Here is a 13,961-nt window from a genome sequence, read left to right as displayed (position 1 = left end):
AAAGTATAGAGATAGCATGCGAAGTACTGATGTAGCGATAGTAGGCGGAGGCTTAGCAGGGCTTTACGCCGCGAGTCAACTTGAATCACGCGGAATAGATTATCAGCTGTTCGACGCCAAGCCTTTATTTGGCGGCCGTGTGGCAGGGGTACCGGTTGCGTTGGGCAAGGGTGTGCAAGGTGCATCGGGCGACGTGGTAGAAAGCGGCGAGCAAATCGGCGTATTTGCTCCTCAATTCTATGATGTAGGTCCAGCATGGATTTTCCCTCACCATTTACTTATGCAAGAACTCGTTATGCGTATGGGCCTTTGCTTATTTGAGCAACATGCCAGTGGAGATGTGCTGTATCAATTCGAAAACATAAAAGAGCCTAGAAGAATATCTAACACACAGGCTCAGCTTCTATATAGAATCAAAAGCGGCTCCTATTCCCTTATACGAGCATTATTAAGCAACATTAATTCTGAAAATTTACATGCCAAGCATAGAGTGACGAGCGTTACTAAACAAAGTGATAGGTGGCGTGTAAATTTCGTTGCTAACGCTAAAGAGTCGCAGATCACTTGCCAGCATATTATATTTGCACTGCCGCCGCGCATTATTGCACGTGATTTTAGCAAAGCTAGTTGGATGAACAATGTACTACAGCAACAGCTAGGGTACTCGCAAACATGGATGGCGGCGCAAGCCAAAGTGCTTGTAACTTATCCCACTCCGTTTTGGCGAGAAAAAGGCCTGTCGGGACAAGTGTTCAGCCAAGTTGGTCCTATTGTTGAAATTCACGATGCGTGTTGCTCTCAAACCCGAGGGTTTGCTTTGTTCGGATTTATTGGTATTCCAGCCACGCAGCGTCTACAACTGTCGCAAAAGGCGCTAAAACAAGCTTGCCTTAAACAACTTGCTGATATTTTCGGACACGATGCGTATCGCTTCGAAAAATGTTATATAAAAGATTGGGCGAGCGATACCGAAATCTGCACCGGTCAAGATCAGTCAGAAGGCTCACGACACCCCCAAATAGACATGCAAGCCTGCGAAAATGCGCTATTGAATGAAAATTTATATTTTGCTGGCAGTGAGTTTGCAAGCGCAGAGGCGGGCTATTTGGAAGGCGCTTTAATTGCGGCTAATGCCGCCTTGTTAAAACTCGAAGGTCGGTTATGAAATATTCTAGCCGCTTCTTTAATACATTGAATCTGAGCAATGCGAACTGCTTCACTTAAATCTGGACCTGTTTTGCCTTCCCCTATGGCCTGCTTTACGACGGCTTTGGTGTTGATGCCTTGAAGTGCATTAAGCAAATATTGGGCATATTCACGCTGCGGATAGGGACTGTTAATGAGAGTCGGTCCGCGCCCTTGAGCGTCGCACTGGCACGCTTGTAAAAACTGCGTAAATCTTTCAGGCTGTTTCAGCGCGTTCATGCTGTCAATAATCACTTTATGCAAGGTTTTAGGTGTTAGTTCAAACAGCCTATGGCAGTGTAAATGGTTCAAGCTGGTCAGTTTGGCTAAGTCTCTGAGCTTATTTGGCACCCGTAAACGTGCGCAAAATGCGTCAATTACTGCAATTCCAGCGCCTTCATGACCTAGCAAATCCCCCCTTTCTTGAAAGCTGACTGCTTTACTAAAGTCGTGGGTAAGGGTAGCGAAGCGGGTGGCTAAATCAAAGTTAAGCTGTGCGGCGCGGTTCACTGCCAGCATGGTGTGAATAAACACGTCTCCCTCAGGATGATGCTGTGGCGGCTGTGGTACGTTAACCATATCGTGTAGTTCTGGAAATAAAACGCTTAATACGCCAAGCTCTTTTAATGCTTCGAAATAAAGCTGAGGCTCATGCTCACTAAGGGCTTTTTCAGTCTCTTTAAACACGCGCTCGGGCACTAAATGATGCAGTTCGCCTGCCGCCAGCATCTGCTTAACCAGTTTTTTGGTGCTAGCATGGATACGCCACTGTTTACCGTATCGCGCTAAAAACCGGGCAAGGCGGAGTACTCGCACAGGGTCCTCTGTGAAAGCGTTTGTGGTATGGCGAAGGATCTTATGCTCAAGATCGTCTTTACCATTGTAGGGGTCAACTAGTTCACCGCTAGTCGAAAGTGCCATGGCGTTTATGCTCAAGTCGCGCCTAGCCAAGTCTTCTTCTAAAGTAACGGTTTGACTCGCATCTACGCTAAACCCGGTGTACCCAGCACCAACTTTACGTTCGGTGCGAGCCAAGGCATATTCGTCCTTCGTTTCTGGGTGTAAAAACACGGGGAAATCTTTTCCAACAGGAATGAAACCTAAAGCTTTCATTTGCGCTGCACTTGCGCCTACTACTACGTAGTCCTTGTCATGCGATGTTAAGCCCAGTAATTGATCGCGCACAGCGCCACCAACTAGGTAAACCTTGTCAAGACCCTTTATAGCTTCGTAAGATGCCTGTTGTTCTGGTTTCACAGCGTTAGCTTCATATCACGTTTCATTTACGTAGATTGTACGCTTCATAGCAGCGAATACTCAAGTGCTTTGGTTGCCAAATACATACCAAAAGGGTGCCTAAGAGCATACCAGCGTATTGACTGTTAGCTAGCGGTACATTAATTATTAATTAACTCAATGACGATTAGCAATCTAGTTTTACAAAATGTTAGTACAAAAGATAAAGCTTTTTAGCACAGAGTCGGTAAGGCGCATTAGTACAAAGTCGGCAAGGCGCAACTTACGGTCAAGGCTTCAGCAAAATAAGTTTAGTAATTCTCACTTAATTAGCCACTGGAGAAGGTAAATCTCACGCTCAACAGCTGCCTGTTTTCTGTTTTTCTTTCTTGTGCTGGGCTTATTAACCTTCGGCTTCTCCTCGCTGTTGGAAAAAAGCATATCTGGCGTTAGTCGAAATGACAGTGGTGAAATTATTTACTCAGGCGAAATAAACTACGAAAAGGTCAGGCAGGTGATTGCGCTCTATCAGCGCAAAGACCGCTTGAAAATAAGAAGTTCAGGCGGTGATTTATACGCCGGCATGATGTTAGGTAATTTTATTAACAGACACAAAATGTCGGTAGAAGTTATCGATTTTTGCATTTCTTCCTGTGCCAACTATGTGTTCTTATCGGCTTATAATAAAATACTCAATCCTAATTCCTTGGTGATTTTCCACGGTGGACCAAAGCAGGCAAATTTCGGTTCTCTTATGCGCCAAGCTTATTCTGAGACGGTAAGCCCTGGCGCCACTTTTGGACGCGCCGGCTATGAGGCCATTATTTCGGTCAAACAAGAGGGCGAAGATTTGGGAATGCGCCGTTCGAATTCACGCTGCGCTAAAAACGAAGTGCTTAATGTATTTGGAAAGTGCGAAGTATTTGGGCCACAAGAACGCCTGCAATATATCATTTTCCTAGAGAATGAACTGTATTCACGGGTAAATCCGCAAATGGATAAAAACATTCCCTATTATGGTCAACTGGGGCTTTACCAGGCTATTTACGAAGCCTACGACTACTTTGGTTTTTATTATAGCCTTGAATCTCTTGCCCGACTTGGCGTCAGTAATGTCAGCGTAAAAGGGGGGTATTGGCTTCCGCAGAGTAACCCACTTTTTCGGCAAGTATACGAGGTAAGCGTTCAGTAAATATTTGCACTGTAAAGCGCGCACCGTTTCCACTAACCAGTGCTCGGTGGCGTTACTAGGCTGCTCGATAACGTGCACAGCCATTGAGCGTTTGGCCATCCACTTTGAAACAAGCAGCGATATAAAAGAACCTGCAAAGCCAATAAGCGCTGAAAAAATAAGCAAGGATGTAAGGTTTAGATCAACGCCGTTGTGCGCCAATAAGCCTTGTATTCCAAATAAACTAAAGGTAACACTCAACAAGGCTAAAATGGCAATGTTGGTCCCCAAAAAAAGAATAATTCTAAGCATAAAGGTTTCTAAATTAATACGCTATAATAAGACCGTGTGAAGCTTTAAAAAGTCCCAATTTACAAAAAATATAAGCACAGACAGTGTGCATGACATTCTTTAACGGGTTATTTATTTCACGTTATAACCAACACATTAATTTGGTAAACTTTATGAGCGATAATAATCAGCAAGCTAACAATCCACTGCATGGAGTAACGCTTGAGCAAGTAGTCACTAAACTGCAAGGCAAATATGGCTGGGAAGGCTTAGCTCAGCGCATTAATATTAATTGTTTTAAGTCAGATCCGTCTATTAAATCCAGTCTCAAGTTTTTAAGGCGGACACCATGGGCGCGGGAAAAAGTGGAAAGTTTGTTCGTGCATACCTTCAAATAATATATTTGATGGCAGTAGTGTTAGGCTCTTTGTGTTTTTTCAAGCAGCTCGTCAATTTCTGCCTTTAGCTCTTTGTCTGCAATTTTATTAGCACTGATTTTTGCATTTTGCAGGCTTTTAATCGCCTTGCCAGTTTGTGCTAACTCAATCTGCAATGTCGCCATGGAATATGCGATAGAGGACATATGGTCTTTTGAATTTATCGCGCTGGCTTTTGCAAGTGCCTTTTCATAAACGATTAATGCATCGTTTAATTCTTCAGTGAAGTCAGCAAGGGTTTCCCACTGTTCAGGATGGTCTTTATCAGTGCTTTCGTTTTTCATGCACAGCGTTTCTAGTTCACCATAGAGTGCATTAAAGGCGTCTTGATTGTTCGCACTAGCCGCTGCCATTAGCTTTTCAGACAAACTATAAACGGCTTTATATATTTTGGTATTAATCATGTAAAGTATCCTGTATTCCACCAATAAAAAACCAAGGTAGGTGTCGGTTTTTTCTAATTCAAAACGTTTACCGTGGCGACAAACAGCCCCGTCTTTAAGTTTATACTTTCAAGCAATACTGAGCAACACCTGTGTCTTTTTTTTCAAGACAAGACAAGACAAGACAGACTCGGCACTGCTGAAGTTGGTGAAACATTTCACAAATGAAGCGCCTTGACACCCCTATGTGCAGGCTACATAGCTGAAATTAAACGCCAGCAAAGTAATTACCCAAATGCGGTGTTTAAGCAATATAAAATAGCCAATGTGTCAGCGGTAATGACGTTGCATCTTATGTGTAGTAAGACCCACGAATTGCAAATGTTATAAAACAATATGTTGAGAATGAAAACACTGATTAATTCTTGACAACAGAACAAACAAACCTCATTGACTCATTTGAACCTTTTAAGACTGTGTTATTCTAATTGTAAAGTAGTTACTACAAGTTGAAGCGCATGTACAAAAAACAGAAAAAGAATATTTTTGCTGACTTTTCTTTTATACGCCTAGTGGATACTTTGTCGCGAATGAGACCTTACAAAAGCATGGTGGCAATGGTTTTTTTCGTTTATCCCTTAGCGGCTTTGTCCGAGTGGCAAAGCACATCAGTACCGTTAACGTCGGCCTACGAATGCACGCAAGTTGCACTTGATGACGTAAATCAAGCCTTACTCACAAAAGAAGAGCGTATTGCACTGCTTGACGATTCGTTGTATGCATCTATTGATAGTTACAGTACCTGCGTGAGTGCGGTAGCGCAAAACAAGCCTGGTGGTGGAGCGGGTCAAGGCGCTAGCGACGCAGGCAGCGGTCAAACTGCTTTGGCTGAATCAGGCGGCGGCTCTGCGGGCAGTTTACAGGAGGAAGCTAACGCAGCAGGCACAAACGGCAACGATGAAATACCGCCAATGCAAAATCGAATAGGCGCTAGCATCTCAGGTAAGAGTTCTACAACTTCTGTAAGAGGTATCATTGCACCTAAAGACAACGACCGAATAATTTGTAAGCTGTTGTATCAAGAGATCACAAAAACGCAAGATCCTGATATGCTAAAGGGGCTTAGGCAGCAATACAACAATTATGCCTGCGGCTAATAATACTGAAGAGAATACAGATGATAGTAAAGAATAAGCAATTAGTATCACGTATAACGAAGCACAGCAGTGTGCCACGTTCTGACAAACGAGTCGCTAGCTGGTGTTGTTGGGCCCTATTAAGCGCCGCGATGGTGATAACGGGCTGTGAAAGCACAACATCTAACAGTAGAAACGCACCGATACTCGTAGGCCCATCAGACATACAAACTAGGCCTAACAGTAATACGCAAATTCCCTCAGAGCTTATAAACGCGGAGATTTTTTTGGACGTCGCGATCCCTACGTTTTCTCCCGGCTTACCCTTAGATAGCTTCGGTGAAATCGACGGTGATGAGTTAGTAGAAGACGGCATTTGGCCGCAGTTGCGGCGTACCGAAGCGAAGTTATTTGCATCCCAAATGAAAGAGGCCTTAGATAATAAAAAAGTATTTGCTAGCGTCAGCGTGGTGCCAAGCGCCAGCACGCCTTCAGATCTATTTGTATTGGGCGAAATTAAACAGTCTGACAGTGAGCAAGTTGAAATTGAAATAACGGTGCTAGACAGCAGCGGCGAAATACTTGGCAACAGGTCATTTGAGCATACCGTCTCTCGCGGATTTCTGCGCGATCAGCAAAACGCGGGCAAAAACCCTTATCAGCCCGTATTCAATCAAGCCAGCGACTATGTTGTGAGCCTGCTGGCTGAATTATCGACAAGCGACAAGCAAGCGATAAAGAACATGTCACTTATGCGCTATGCACGCTATTACTCACCTGAAAATTACTCGCAATATCTGACTTCATCGCTCAAACGCAAAAACGGGCAGCGCTACTACAAGTTTGAATTAACCGGTATTCCAGACGGTAACGATCCAATGCTGCAGCGTATAGAAGATTTAAGAGCACAAGAACTGCTGTTTGTTGACCGCCTGCAGGATAATTTCGAAGTGTTTCAAGCACAAACCCGCTCCGCTTACGCGACTTGGCAAGAAGAAACACTGCCTGAAGTAATTGCGGCGCGTGAAGCGCAGAGAAAACGTAATACATCCACTGCTTTGGCGATTGGCGGTGCGATCCTAACCGCTATTTTAATCAAAAACGCCAACACTAAAGGTAGCAAAGGTAGAGACACATCTGAGTTCGAGCTTGGCGCAATTGCGACCGGTATTGGTTCAATCTGGGCGATAAACGAAGCGTTTAAAAACAACTCACGCTTAAAAGTACAAAGCGCAGTTATTGAAGAGCAAGGCCAAGCGCTCGACCTAAGCGTTAGCCCCACGGTAATTGAATTTGAAAATGAAACTGTTGAGCTGCAGGGTACCGCACAGGAACAGTACATGCAGTGGAAAACGCATTTACGCAAAGTATTTGATGAAGAAAAAACGCCAGACGTTCAGCTCTAAGGCAATAAAGGTATCGTTTGTTTATAGCAAGGATACTTTGGTTGGTCACTGTGTGTAAAAAAGGATAGATAGGTGTCAAGCGAGAATAACAAAGCCGATGCACAAATTCAGGCGCATAGGAAACAACATCAGCAGCAAAAGACAAAGCTATTCGGCGGCGCGGGTATTGTTGCTGCAATAACGCTGGTGAGCATTGTATTGTACTACGTGCTTAGCGCTGAGCCGGCTGAAAAAATCGACGCAGAGATAATTCAGGCTGAGGTAAGTATGTCGCAAGCAGACATGGCAGCGCTTCGTGAAGCCTTTAAGCAAGCATTAATTCAATACGAGCTTAATGTCCAGCCCAGTATAAACGAAATAATAATGATGACTGACTTTCGGGCTAACAAAGTAAGTGAACTGGCGTTAATAAAAGACCAAGCCCTTACCGCTTTTGCGCAAGGAGCTTTTGTCCAATCGACCCAGATTATTGAAGAGCTCGCGCAAAAATCAACTATACTAATAAATGCATGGCAGGCCCAGATAGCGCTTCATGTAAGCAATGGTCAACAAGCCTTTAGCAATGATGAAATGGCGCAAGCTCAGCTGCAGGTTAACAAAGCGTTGGCGCTTTCCCCCAGTAATATTAAAGCAATGGCACTAGAAAATAGAATTTATGCCTTTGGTGAGGCCTCTAAATTAATGCAAGAGTTAAAAATAGCGGTGTCTGAGAATAATTGGCCTAAGCAGGTAGCGGTTATTACCGATATTATTGAAATAGATCCCTTGCGCGGTGAGTTGGCCCAAACGTTGGCAAACGCACAGGCTCAGCACGACAAGCAGCAGCTAGCCAAGTATTTAGGGCAAGCTGCACAAGCGTTGCGTGCAAACGCATTAAATAAAGCTCAGCAGCTAGTGAGTCAGGCACAAGCAATTGAGCCCAACAGTAAAGGGGCGCAAGCACTCAGCGCGCAAATATATCAGGCTAGGGCCCAGCAAAGCTTAACCGCGACAAAAAAGAGTATAAAGAGCGCCGCACAAAACGATGACTGGACGCAGGTAAGTGCGCTAGTGTCATCTACCTTAGCAAAGCACCCAAGTGACACAGATTTGCAGAATTATAGAAGCCAAGCGCAGCAAGTACTGTCGGCTAAACAATCACTTGCCCCTTTTTTTGCTGCGCCCAAGCGATTGGCTGACGACAATATAAGAGAGGCAGCGTCTAGCGCCGTGCAAACTGCCTTTTTAGCGTCTTTACTGTCGCCTAGCTTGCAGCAGCAAATCGAAAATGTGGCAAAGAGTATTGATGAATATAATAAACCCGTTGAGGTGCGCATAAATTCAGACGGGCTTACCTACATTACAGTCGTAGGCGTAGGTCATGTGGGCGAGCATGCACAAAAAATAATTTCTCTGAATCCCGGAAAATACGTATTGCAAGGACAACGACAAGGTTACCGAAATAAACGCCTTGAATTTACGGTTGACGCCAATACGCCCATATCACTCACCTTAATATGCGATGAACGCATTTAAATAAGACCAAAGAGAATAATCACGACTATGCAGCCCATCGACTCAAAAATTAAACGAGCGCAACGTAAAGGAGCCGGTGTGTATGTGCTGACAGGCCTGCTAACGCTGGGGGTGCTTGGCGCATTCGGGCTATGGCTGTTTTTTATCAAAGGGTTTAGTGTGCTGGTGGGGCCTAGCGACGCACTTAGCAGTGCGAAGATTGAGCTAGTATCAGGCTTTGCTTGGGTAGGTAACAGCAGTGTGTATACTTTAGGCGGTGAGGTGAGCATAAAAGTGAGTGCACCCACGTTTGAGCCTAGCCTTGTGAGTATCAATGATCAAAGCCCCAGCACAATTGACATTATGCTAATGCCAAGCCCTGCGGTTATTAATGCGCAAGTTATTTTAGGCGAAAACAGCCGCTCACAAACGCAATATTTAGCGCAAACGCAATGGTTTTTAGATGGTGTATTAATTTATATAGGCGCTGAACTTGAATATAAAACTGCGCCAGGTAGCTATCAGTTAAGGGCCACTAACCCTTATTTTACAGCTTCAATACAATCACTTAGTTTAGTGCGTGCGCAAACTGTAGAACTGTCGGCTAGGTTAGGGGAGGTGAGCGGAATAATCACCATTAACTCGCTTCCATCAGGAGTAGAGGTAAACATAGACGGCGATAATCAGGGGAAAACCCCGTTGATATTTGCCGCGAAAGGTGGCCGATATGCGGTGCGTCTAAGCAGCGACGACTACCTTACTATAGAAGAGACAATTGCAGTGCAGACCAATACTTTATCGCCTGTAAGAAATTACCAGCTACTGCCAAAGCCTGGTGTGCTGAATATTAGCGCGTCGCCAAACAACGGCTTGTTGCTGATTAACAATATTGAATATAGCTTAGGCCAAATTGACCTTGCGGCTAATAAGCCGCATAAAATCCACTACACTAAAGCGGGGCATACGTCTTACATTAATACCATAAACGTAAACAAAGAGACTCCCACACGCATAAACGTGAGCTTAACGCCCTTATATGGTCAAGTAACCATTACCACTAATGTGCCCGCCGCGTTGAGTATAAACGGTAATAGCACACAGAAAAGCCCCGTAAGCGCGCGTTTTTTAGCGGTAAAGCAAAGTGTAACAGCCAGTGCACAAGGCTTTAGAAGTGCTAGCACAAGCTTTACTCCTCAAGCTAACAAGACCAATAATGTAAACATAAACTTGCTCACTGAATTTGCTGCTAGAAAGGCTGAAGGTAAGCCTTTGTTCATCAATACCCTGGGTATTGCTATGCGTAAGTTCAACGGTGACGCATTCACCATGGGTTCACCTGCCAACGAAACTGGCAGACGGCGCAACGAACATCAAGTAGATCTTGATTTCTCAAGGCCATTTTGGGTGTCTGAAAAAGAAATCACCCAAACGCAGTTTAGTGCTTTTTTGGGTGCCAGCACTGGCGTAAATTCTAACTTACCCATTACGGGCATAAGCTGGTTAGAGGCGGCGCAATATTGCAACTGGCTGAGTCAGCAAGAAGGTTTACCGGTTTTTTACCGCTTCAATAATGGGCGCTACATGGGCGCAGATGTTTCATCAAACGGTTATAGACTGCCAACTGAGGGCGAATGGGAGTGGCTTGCCAAAAAAGCGAAACGCGCTGTCAGTACCGTATACGTGTGGGGCAATCAAGAGAAACTGCGGGACAATCAAGGGAATTTTGCTGACAAAAGTATGAATACCGCCCAGCTTATCTTTTTTGATGACTACGAAGATGGTAAGGCAGGGCCTGCCGACGTGGGCAGCTTTAAGGCCGACCGCATTGGCCTTTATGACTTAGACGGCAACGTAAGTGAATGGGTTCACGATTATTACACCACTTCTTTGCCCGATATGAGTAAGCGCCATCTTGATTACCTAGGGGCAGCGCGCGGTGAATCGTGGGTAATAAAAGGCGGAAATTATGAAACTGGACGTTTACGAGAGCTGCGTGCGGCATTTCGCGAATTCTCTTCGTCGGGGAAAGAAACGATTGGTTTTAGAATTGCCCGTTATGATAGCCGTGAATAGGCTTTACAATAGACGCTAACCGGCATTGGTAGCAGTTGCTTAATACACGTAAACAAGGCTCAGTTTGAGCGACGTAAGGACTAAATAGAGCAAATAATGAATAAACAAACAAGACGTAAACTTATCCTAATAGGCCTGTGCCTTGCTGCATTAGCCGCCGCTGGCGTGGTTACCGCGGTGCAAATTAGTATAGACTCGCCAGCTAGCTTACCGAGCGATATTTAAATGGCAAAAATCAGCGCGCATACCTCAAGCATGAACCCATCGCAGGTGGTATCTATGATTGTTTTCTTAGTCATAGTTACCGCTGTACATCTGCTTTACCAAGGCGCAATAAGGCCGTTCGCTGAAGCTGCCGTTGCCGCCTATGGCAGCGGTGCCACTAGCAATATTTGGGTTATATTAAAAGACTTTGAACAGCAGGCTAGTGTGACTATTGGGCTGTTTTGTGGTTTTTTGATTATGTATAAATACCAGCGCATTGTGTTTCACGAAGAGCCTCTTTTTACCATGGATTACCTACAGGCATATGACAAAACACAAGCGCTTAATGTCAGCGAAGCGCTTAACGAATTAGAGCAAAGCGCCTACGCAGAAAACAGCTCTATGTCGACTTGGATTAATTGTTTACGCCGCTATAAAAACACCCAGAACGTGCAGCACGCTTCCAACGCCATTACCGAAAATGTAGAGATGCTCGCGGCGCAATTAGAATCGGGTAACAGCATGATCCGATATTTTATTTGGGCTATTCCCAGCATCGGGTTTATTGGCACTGTAAGAGGTATTGGTTCTGCTTTGGCAAAGGCAGAAGAAGCGGTGGCAGGTGATATTTCAGGCATGGTCGACAAGCTCGGCGTCGCTTTTAACTCAACCCTTGTGAGCTTAATAATCTCCATTATTCTTATGTATTTACTACATGTGCTAAATAACAGACAAGACGAAATGGTAATAAACACGCAAAAGAACTGCGAAAAACACTTGTTAACGCAGCTTCACCAGCAGGAATAGTGTCGTTTATGCGGGTTGAATATGGTGGATAGTTATAGTGGATAGTTACAGTGGATAGTTACAGTGGATAGTTATGGTCGTTAATTATGGTCACTAAAAGACGTGAAAACGGTTTCAATCTCGCCTTTTTAGACGTAATGGCCTGTGGCTTAGGGGCGGTTTTACTCATCCTCCTCATTGTGAATTTTAACGACGATACACTTATTCCCAGTGACGAAATAGAAACCTTAGCGCAAGAGCTTGCCGCTGCACAAAATCAATCCCAAAGCCTTGCTAATAGTTTGAGTAATCAAGCGCAAGAAGTATCGCAGCAGCAGGCTAATGCAAGCGAACAAGCAAGGCGCATTGGGCAATTGAGCATTCAGCAAAAAGCCCTGCAGCAGGCTATAGCAGATAAAAAAGCAGTAATTGCCAAGCTTGAAGATGCGGTTGCCGCTATTGCGCCGCAAACTGCCGATGATGCGATTGCGCTACCTGTAATCAATGAAGAAACCTATTTGTTAGGCCTTATTGTTGAAGGGCAAAGAATTGGCATTTTAATAGACACCAGCGCCTCTATGACCGACGAGGGCTTAATTGATATTATCAAGCGCAAACTTGCCCCCGATGCGGTTAAAAAGGCCGGTCCTAAGTGGCAGCGAACTTTGAATATTGTTAAATGGATGCTAGCACGTCTGCCTGATAGCGCGCGCGTTGCGGTGGTAAGTTTTAACGATAAGGCGCAGGTACTTGGCTCTCAGGCGGTTATCAGCGCTAAGGTAAGTACTAACATACAAGCGCTAGTTGCCGACGTAAATGCCCTAGTGCCGCAAAATGGCACAAACTTACAAGAAGGCTTAGCGCAGCTTCAAAGCGTAATGCCTGACATGACCGATTTATATATTATTACTGATGGATTGCCGTCTTTAATTAACGCATCAAGCGGATTTTCTACTTCGCGCGGCTGTAATCCATTGCCAGGCCAGCAGGCAACTATATCGGGTGCTTGCAGAGTCGCGGTGATGCAACGTACTTTAAACATAAATAAATTGGCAGGTGCGCGCACCAATGTCATTTTATTGCCCCTTGAAGGCGATCCACAGGCCTCGGCGTTATATTGGCAGTGGGCTAGCGTAACAGGCGGCACATTTATAAGCCCTGCTGGCACTTGGCCATGAAGAAAAGACGTACCCCAATAGAAGTGTTTAACCTGTCGTTTTTAGATGTGATTTCATGTGCTTTTGGCGCGGTCGTTATGCTTATACTACTGGCGAAAAACGGCGAGGAAGCTGATTTTAGCCAGTCGGCTAACGTAGCGCAAATTACCGAGTCGATTACCGAGTCGATTACCGCGTTGTCTGATGCCCAAACCACATTAGAGGATTTAGAAGCGCAAATGGCCGCCCAGCAAGCAAAGTTGCAAAGTGCGCAGCAAGAAGGAGCAAGCAATGATTCAAAAGCCCAAGCCTTAGCAGCAGACATAAACCGTTCTCAGCAAAATTTACAGCAGCTTAACGACGAAGCTTTTGGCCTTGAAGTAGTATTAGAACAGCGCAAACGAGCGGCTATAAGTGTTGGCGATGCACCCGAGCGTGATGACGAAGTAGGCGGTATTCCGGTAGATAGTGACTATGTTATTTTTATTGTGGATACTTCTGGCAGTATGAAAAGCATGTGGGCGACAGTCATAAGCAGCATGCGAGAAGTACTTAATAATCACCCCGAGGTAAAAGGCTTTCAAGTTATGTCCGACAACGGTGAGTATTTATTGTCTACTAGCGCGGGCCGCTGGCGAAATGACACGCCAGCCCAGCGTAGTGGAGTATTGCGAGCCATGAGCGTATGGTCGGGTAGCTCAAATAGTTCTCCCGTTGAAGGTATAGAGCGGGCGCTGCAGGTTTACGCTAAACGAACCGATTCCCTTGCCCTCTATGTATTTGGCGATGACTATTCGGGTGGTTCGTATGACCTTACCTTAGCCAACATAAATCGCCTAAACACCGACGCAAATGGCCAGAAGCTAGCCCGTATTCATGCCATTGGCTTTCGCCAAGCTAGTCGCGCGTTAGGCGAAGATAGTTTGCGCTTTTCTACTTTAATGACAGAAGTTGCCAGGCAAAACAGAGGCACATTTTTGTCTAAGTAGTTTGCTGTGCTTA

The 13,961-nt window shown here is 45.0% G+C and carries 13 protein-coding genes and 1 pseudogene; 11 read left to right on the top strand and 3 right to left on the bottom strand.

Annotated features, from left to right (window positions below):
- The first annotated feature begins 16 nt into the window (after nucleotides 1–16).
- On the top strand, nucleotides 17–1,165 hold the full coding sequence (locus BAE46_RS03905; protein WP_070111794.1) for a flavin monoamine oxidase family protein: 1,149 nt from the start codon (nucleotides 17–19) through the stop codon (nucleotides 1,163–1,165).
- Here BAE46_RS03905 and BAE46_RS03900 read toward each other — a convergent pair.
- Entirely contained in the window at nucleotides 1,102–2,442 is a 1,341-nt protein-coding gene (locus tag BAE46_RS03900; protein ID WP_070111793.1) for a multifunctional CCA addition/repair protein, read from the bottom strand. The two genes, BAE46_RS03905 and BAE46_RS03900, sit on opposite strands and share 64 nt — an antisense overlap.
- A gap of 406 nt (nucleotides 2,443–2,848) precedes the next feature.
- Here BAE46_RS03900 and BAE46_RS03895 point away from each other — a divergent pair, with 406 nt between their 5' ends.
- Entirely contained in the window at nucleotides 2,849–3,613 is a 765-nt protein-coding gene (locus tag BAE46_RS03895; RefSeq protein ID WP_083256784.1) for a Clp protease/crotonase-like domain-containing protein, read from the top strand.
- Nucleotides 3,614–3,634: 21 nt separating this feature from the next.
- On the opposite strand, the pseudogene BAE46_RS14975 reads toward BAE46_RS03895, so the two are convergent.
- Nucleotides 3,635–3,904: pseudogene (locus BAE46_RS14975) on the bottom strand (protease HtpX); the annotation flags it as partial.
- Nucleotides 3,905–4,056: 152 nt separating this feature from the next.
- On the opposite strand from BAE46_RS14975, the gene BAE46_RS03885 reads away from it, so the two are divergent.
- Complete coding sequence (locus tag BAE46_RS03885; protein WP_070111841.1) at nucleotides 4,057–4,281, top strand: VF530 family protein; 225 nt, start codon at nucleotides 4,057–4,059, stop codon at nucleotides 4,279–4,281.
- Between the two features lie 20 nt (nucleotides 4,282–4,301).
- On the opposite strand, the gene BAE46_RS03880 is transcribed toward BAE46_RS03885, so the two are convergent.
- Nucleotides 4,302–4,724: a hypothetical protein gene (locus BAE46_RS03880; protein WP_006002328.1), complete on the bottom strand. Its 423-nt coding sequence runs from the start codon at nucleotides 4,722–4,724 to the stop codon at nucleotides 4,302–4,304.
- A gap of 497 nt (nucleotides 4,725–5,221) precedes the next feature.
- On the opposite strand from BAE46_RS03880, the gene BAE46_RS03875 reads away from it, so the two are divergent.
- The 8 genes from BAE46_RS03875 to BAE46_RS03845 all read left to right on the top strand — a co-directional run bounded on the left by BAE46_RS03875 (nucleotide 5,222) and on the right by BAE46_RS03845 (nucleotide 13,948).
- The gene (locus BAE46_RS03875) at nucleotides 5,222–5,860 is read left to right on the top strand and encodes a hypothetical protein (protein ID WP_070111790.1); all 639 of its coding nucleotides are present in this window, start codon (nucleotides 5,222–5,224) and stop codon (nucleotides 5,858–5,860) included.
- Nucleotides 5,861–5,880: 20 nt separating this feature from the next.
- The gene (locus BAE46_RS03870) at nucleotides 5,881–7,245 is read left to right on the top strand and encodes a hypothetical protein (protein ID WP_158309251.1); all 1,365 of its coding nucleotides are present in this window, start codon (nucleotides 5,881–5,883) and stop codon (nucleotides 7,243–7,245) included.
- A gap of 72 nt (nucleotides 7,246–7,317) precedes the next feature.
- Nucleotides 7,318–8,760: a hypothetical protein gene (locus BAE46_RS03865; protein ID WP_070111789.1), complete on the top strand. Its 1,443-nt coding sequence runs from the start codon at nucleotides 7,318–7,320 to the stop codon at nucleotides 8,758–8,760.
- Nucleotides 8,761–8,787: 27 nt separating this feature from the next.
- Complete coding sequence (locus BAE46_RS03860; RefSeq protein WP_070111788.1) at nucleotides 8,788–10,812, top strand: SUMF1/EgtB/PvdO family nonheme iron enzyme; 2,025 nt, start codon at nucleotides 8,788–8,790, stop codon at nucleotides 10,810–10,812.
- 96 nt (nucleotides 10,813–10,908) lie between these two features.
- Entirely contained in the window at nucleotides 10,909–11,037 is a 129-nt protein-coding gene (locus BAE46_RS15075; protein ID WP_006002310.1) for a hypothetical protein, read from the top strand.
- A complete protein-coding gene (locus BAE46_RS03855; RefSeq protein WP_070111787.1) occupies nucleotides 11,038–11,823 on the top strand; it encodes a MotA/TolQ/ExbB proton channel family protein in 786 nt (261 codons plus the stop codon).
- 86 nt (nucleotides 11,824–11,909) lie between these two features.
- Nucleotides 11,910–12,980 (top strand): VWA domain-containing protein, encoded by a 1,071-nt coding sequence (locus tag BAE46_RS03850; protein ID WP_070111786.1) that lies wholly within the window; start codon nucleotides 11,910–11,912, stop codon nucleotides 12,978–12,980.
- The gene (locus BAE46_RS03845; protein WP_070111785.1) at nucleotides 12,977–13,948 is read left to right on the top strand and encodes a hypothetical protein; all 972 of its coding nucleotides are present in this window, start codon (nucleotides 12,977–12,979) and stop codon (nucleotides 13,946–13,948) included. The genes BAE46_RS03850 and BAE46_RS03845 overlap by 4 nt, the downstream gene beginning before the upstream one ends.
- Nucleotides 13,949–13,961: the final 13 nt, after the last annotated feature.

The sequence above is a fragment of the Glaciecola punicea genome, assembly GCF_001756615.1.
GTDB lineage: Bacteria > Pseudomonadota > Gammaproteobacteria > Enterobacterales > Alteromonadaceae > Glaciecola > Glaciecola punicea.
Note: the sequence above shows the minus strand (reverse complement) of the source record. Positions and strands in the feature narration are given on the sequence as shown.

Excerpts from the sequence above, each read along its gene's own strand:
- BAE46_RS03875 (WP_070111790.1), top strand. The coding sequence starts at position 5,222 with ATGTACAAAAAACAGAAAAAGAATATTTTTGCTGACTTTTCTTTTATA.
- BAE46_RS03850 (WP_070111786.1), top strand. The coding sequence starts at position 11,910 with ATGGTCACTAAAAGACGTGAAAACGGTTTCAATCTCGCCTTTTTAGAC.
- BAE46_RS03885 (WP_070111841.1), top strand. The coding sequence starts at position 4,057 with ATGAGCGATAATAATCAGCAAGCTAACAATCCACTGCATGGAGTAACG.
- BAE46_RS03880 (WP_006002328.1), bottom strand. The coding sequence starts at position 4,724 with ATGATTAATACCAAAATATATAAAGCCGTTTATAGTTTGTCTGAAAAG.
- BAE46_RS03845 (WP_070111785.1), top strand. The coding sequence starts at position 12,977 with ATGAAGAAAAGACGTACCCCAATAGAAGTGTTTAACCTGTCGTTTTTA.
- BAE46_RS03860 (WP_070111788.1), top strand. The coding sequence starts at position 8,788 with ATGCAGCCCATCGACTCAAAAATTAAACGAGCGCAACGTAAAGGAGCC.
- BAE46_RS03855 (WP_070111787.1), top strand. The coding sequence starts at position 11,038 with ATGGCAAAAATCAGCGCGCATACCTCAAGCATGAACCCATCGCAGGTG.
- BAE46_RS03905 (WP_070111794.1), top strand. The coding sequence starts at position 17 with ATGCGAAGTACTGATGTAGCGATAGTAGGCGGAGGCTTAGCAGGGCTT.
- BAE46_RS15075 (WP_006002310.1), top strand. The coding sequence starts at position 10,909 with ATGAATAAACAAACAAGACGTAAACTTATCCTAATAGGCCTGTGCCTT.
- BAE46_RS03870 (WP_158309251.1), top strand. The coding sequence starts at position 5,881 with ATGATAGTAAAGAATAAGCAATTAGTATCACGTATAACGAAGCACAGC.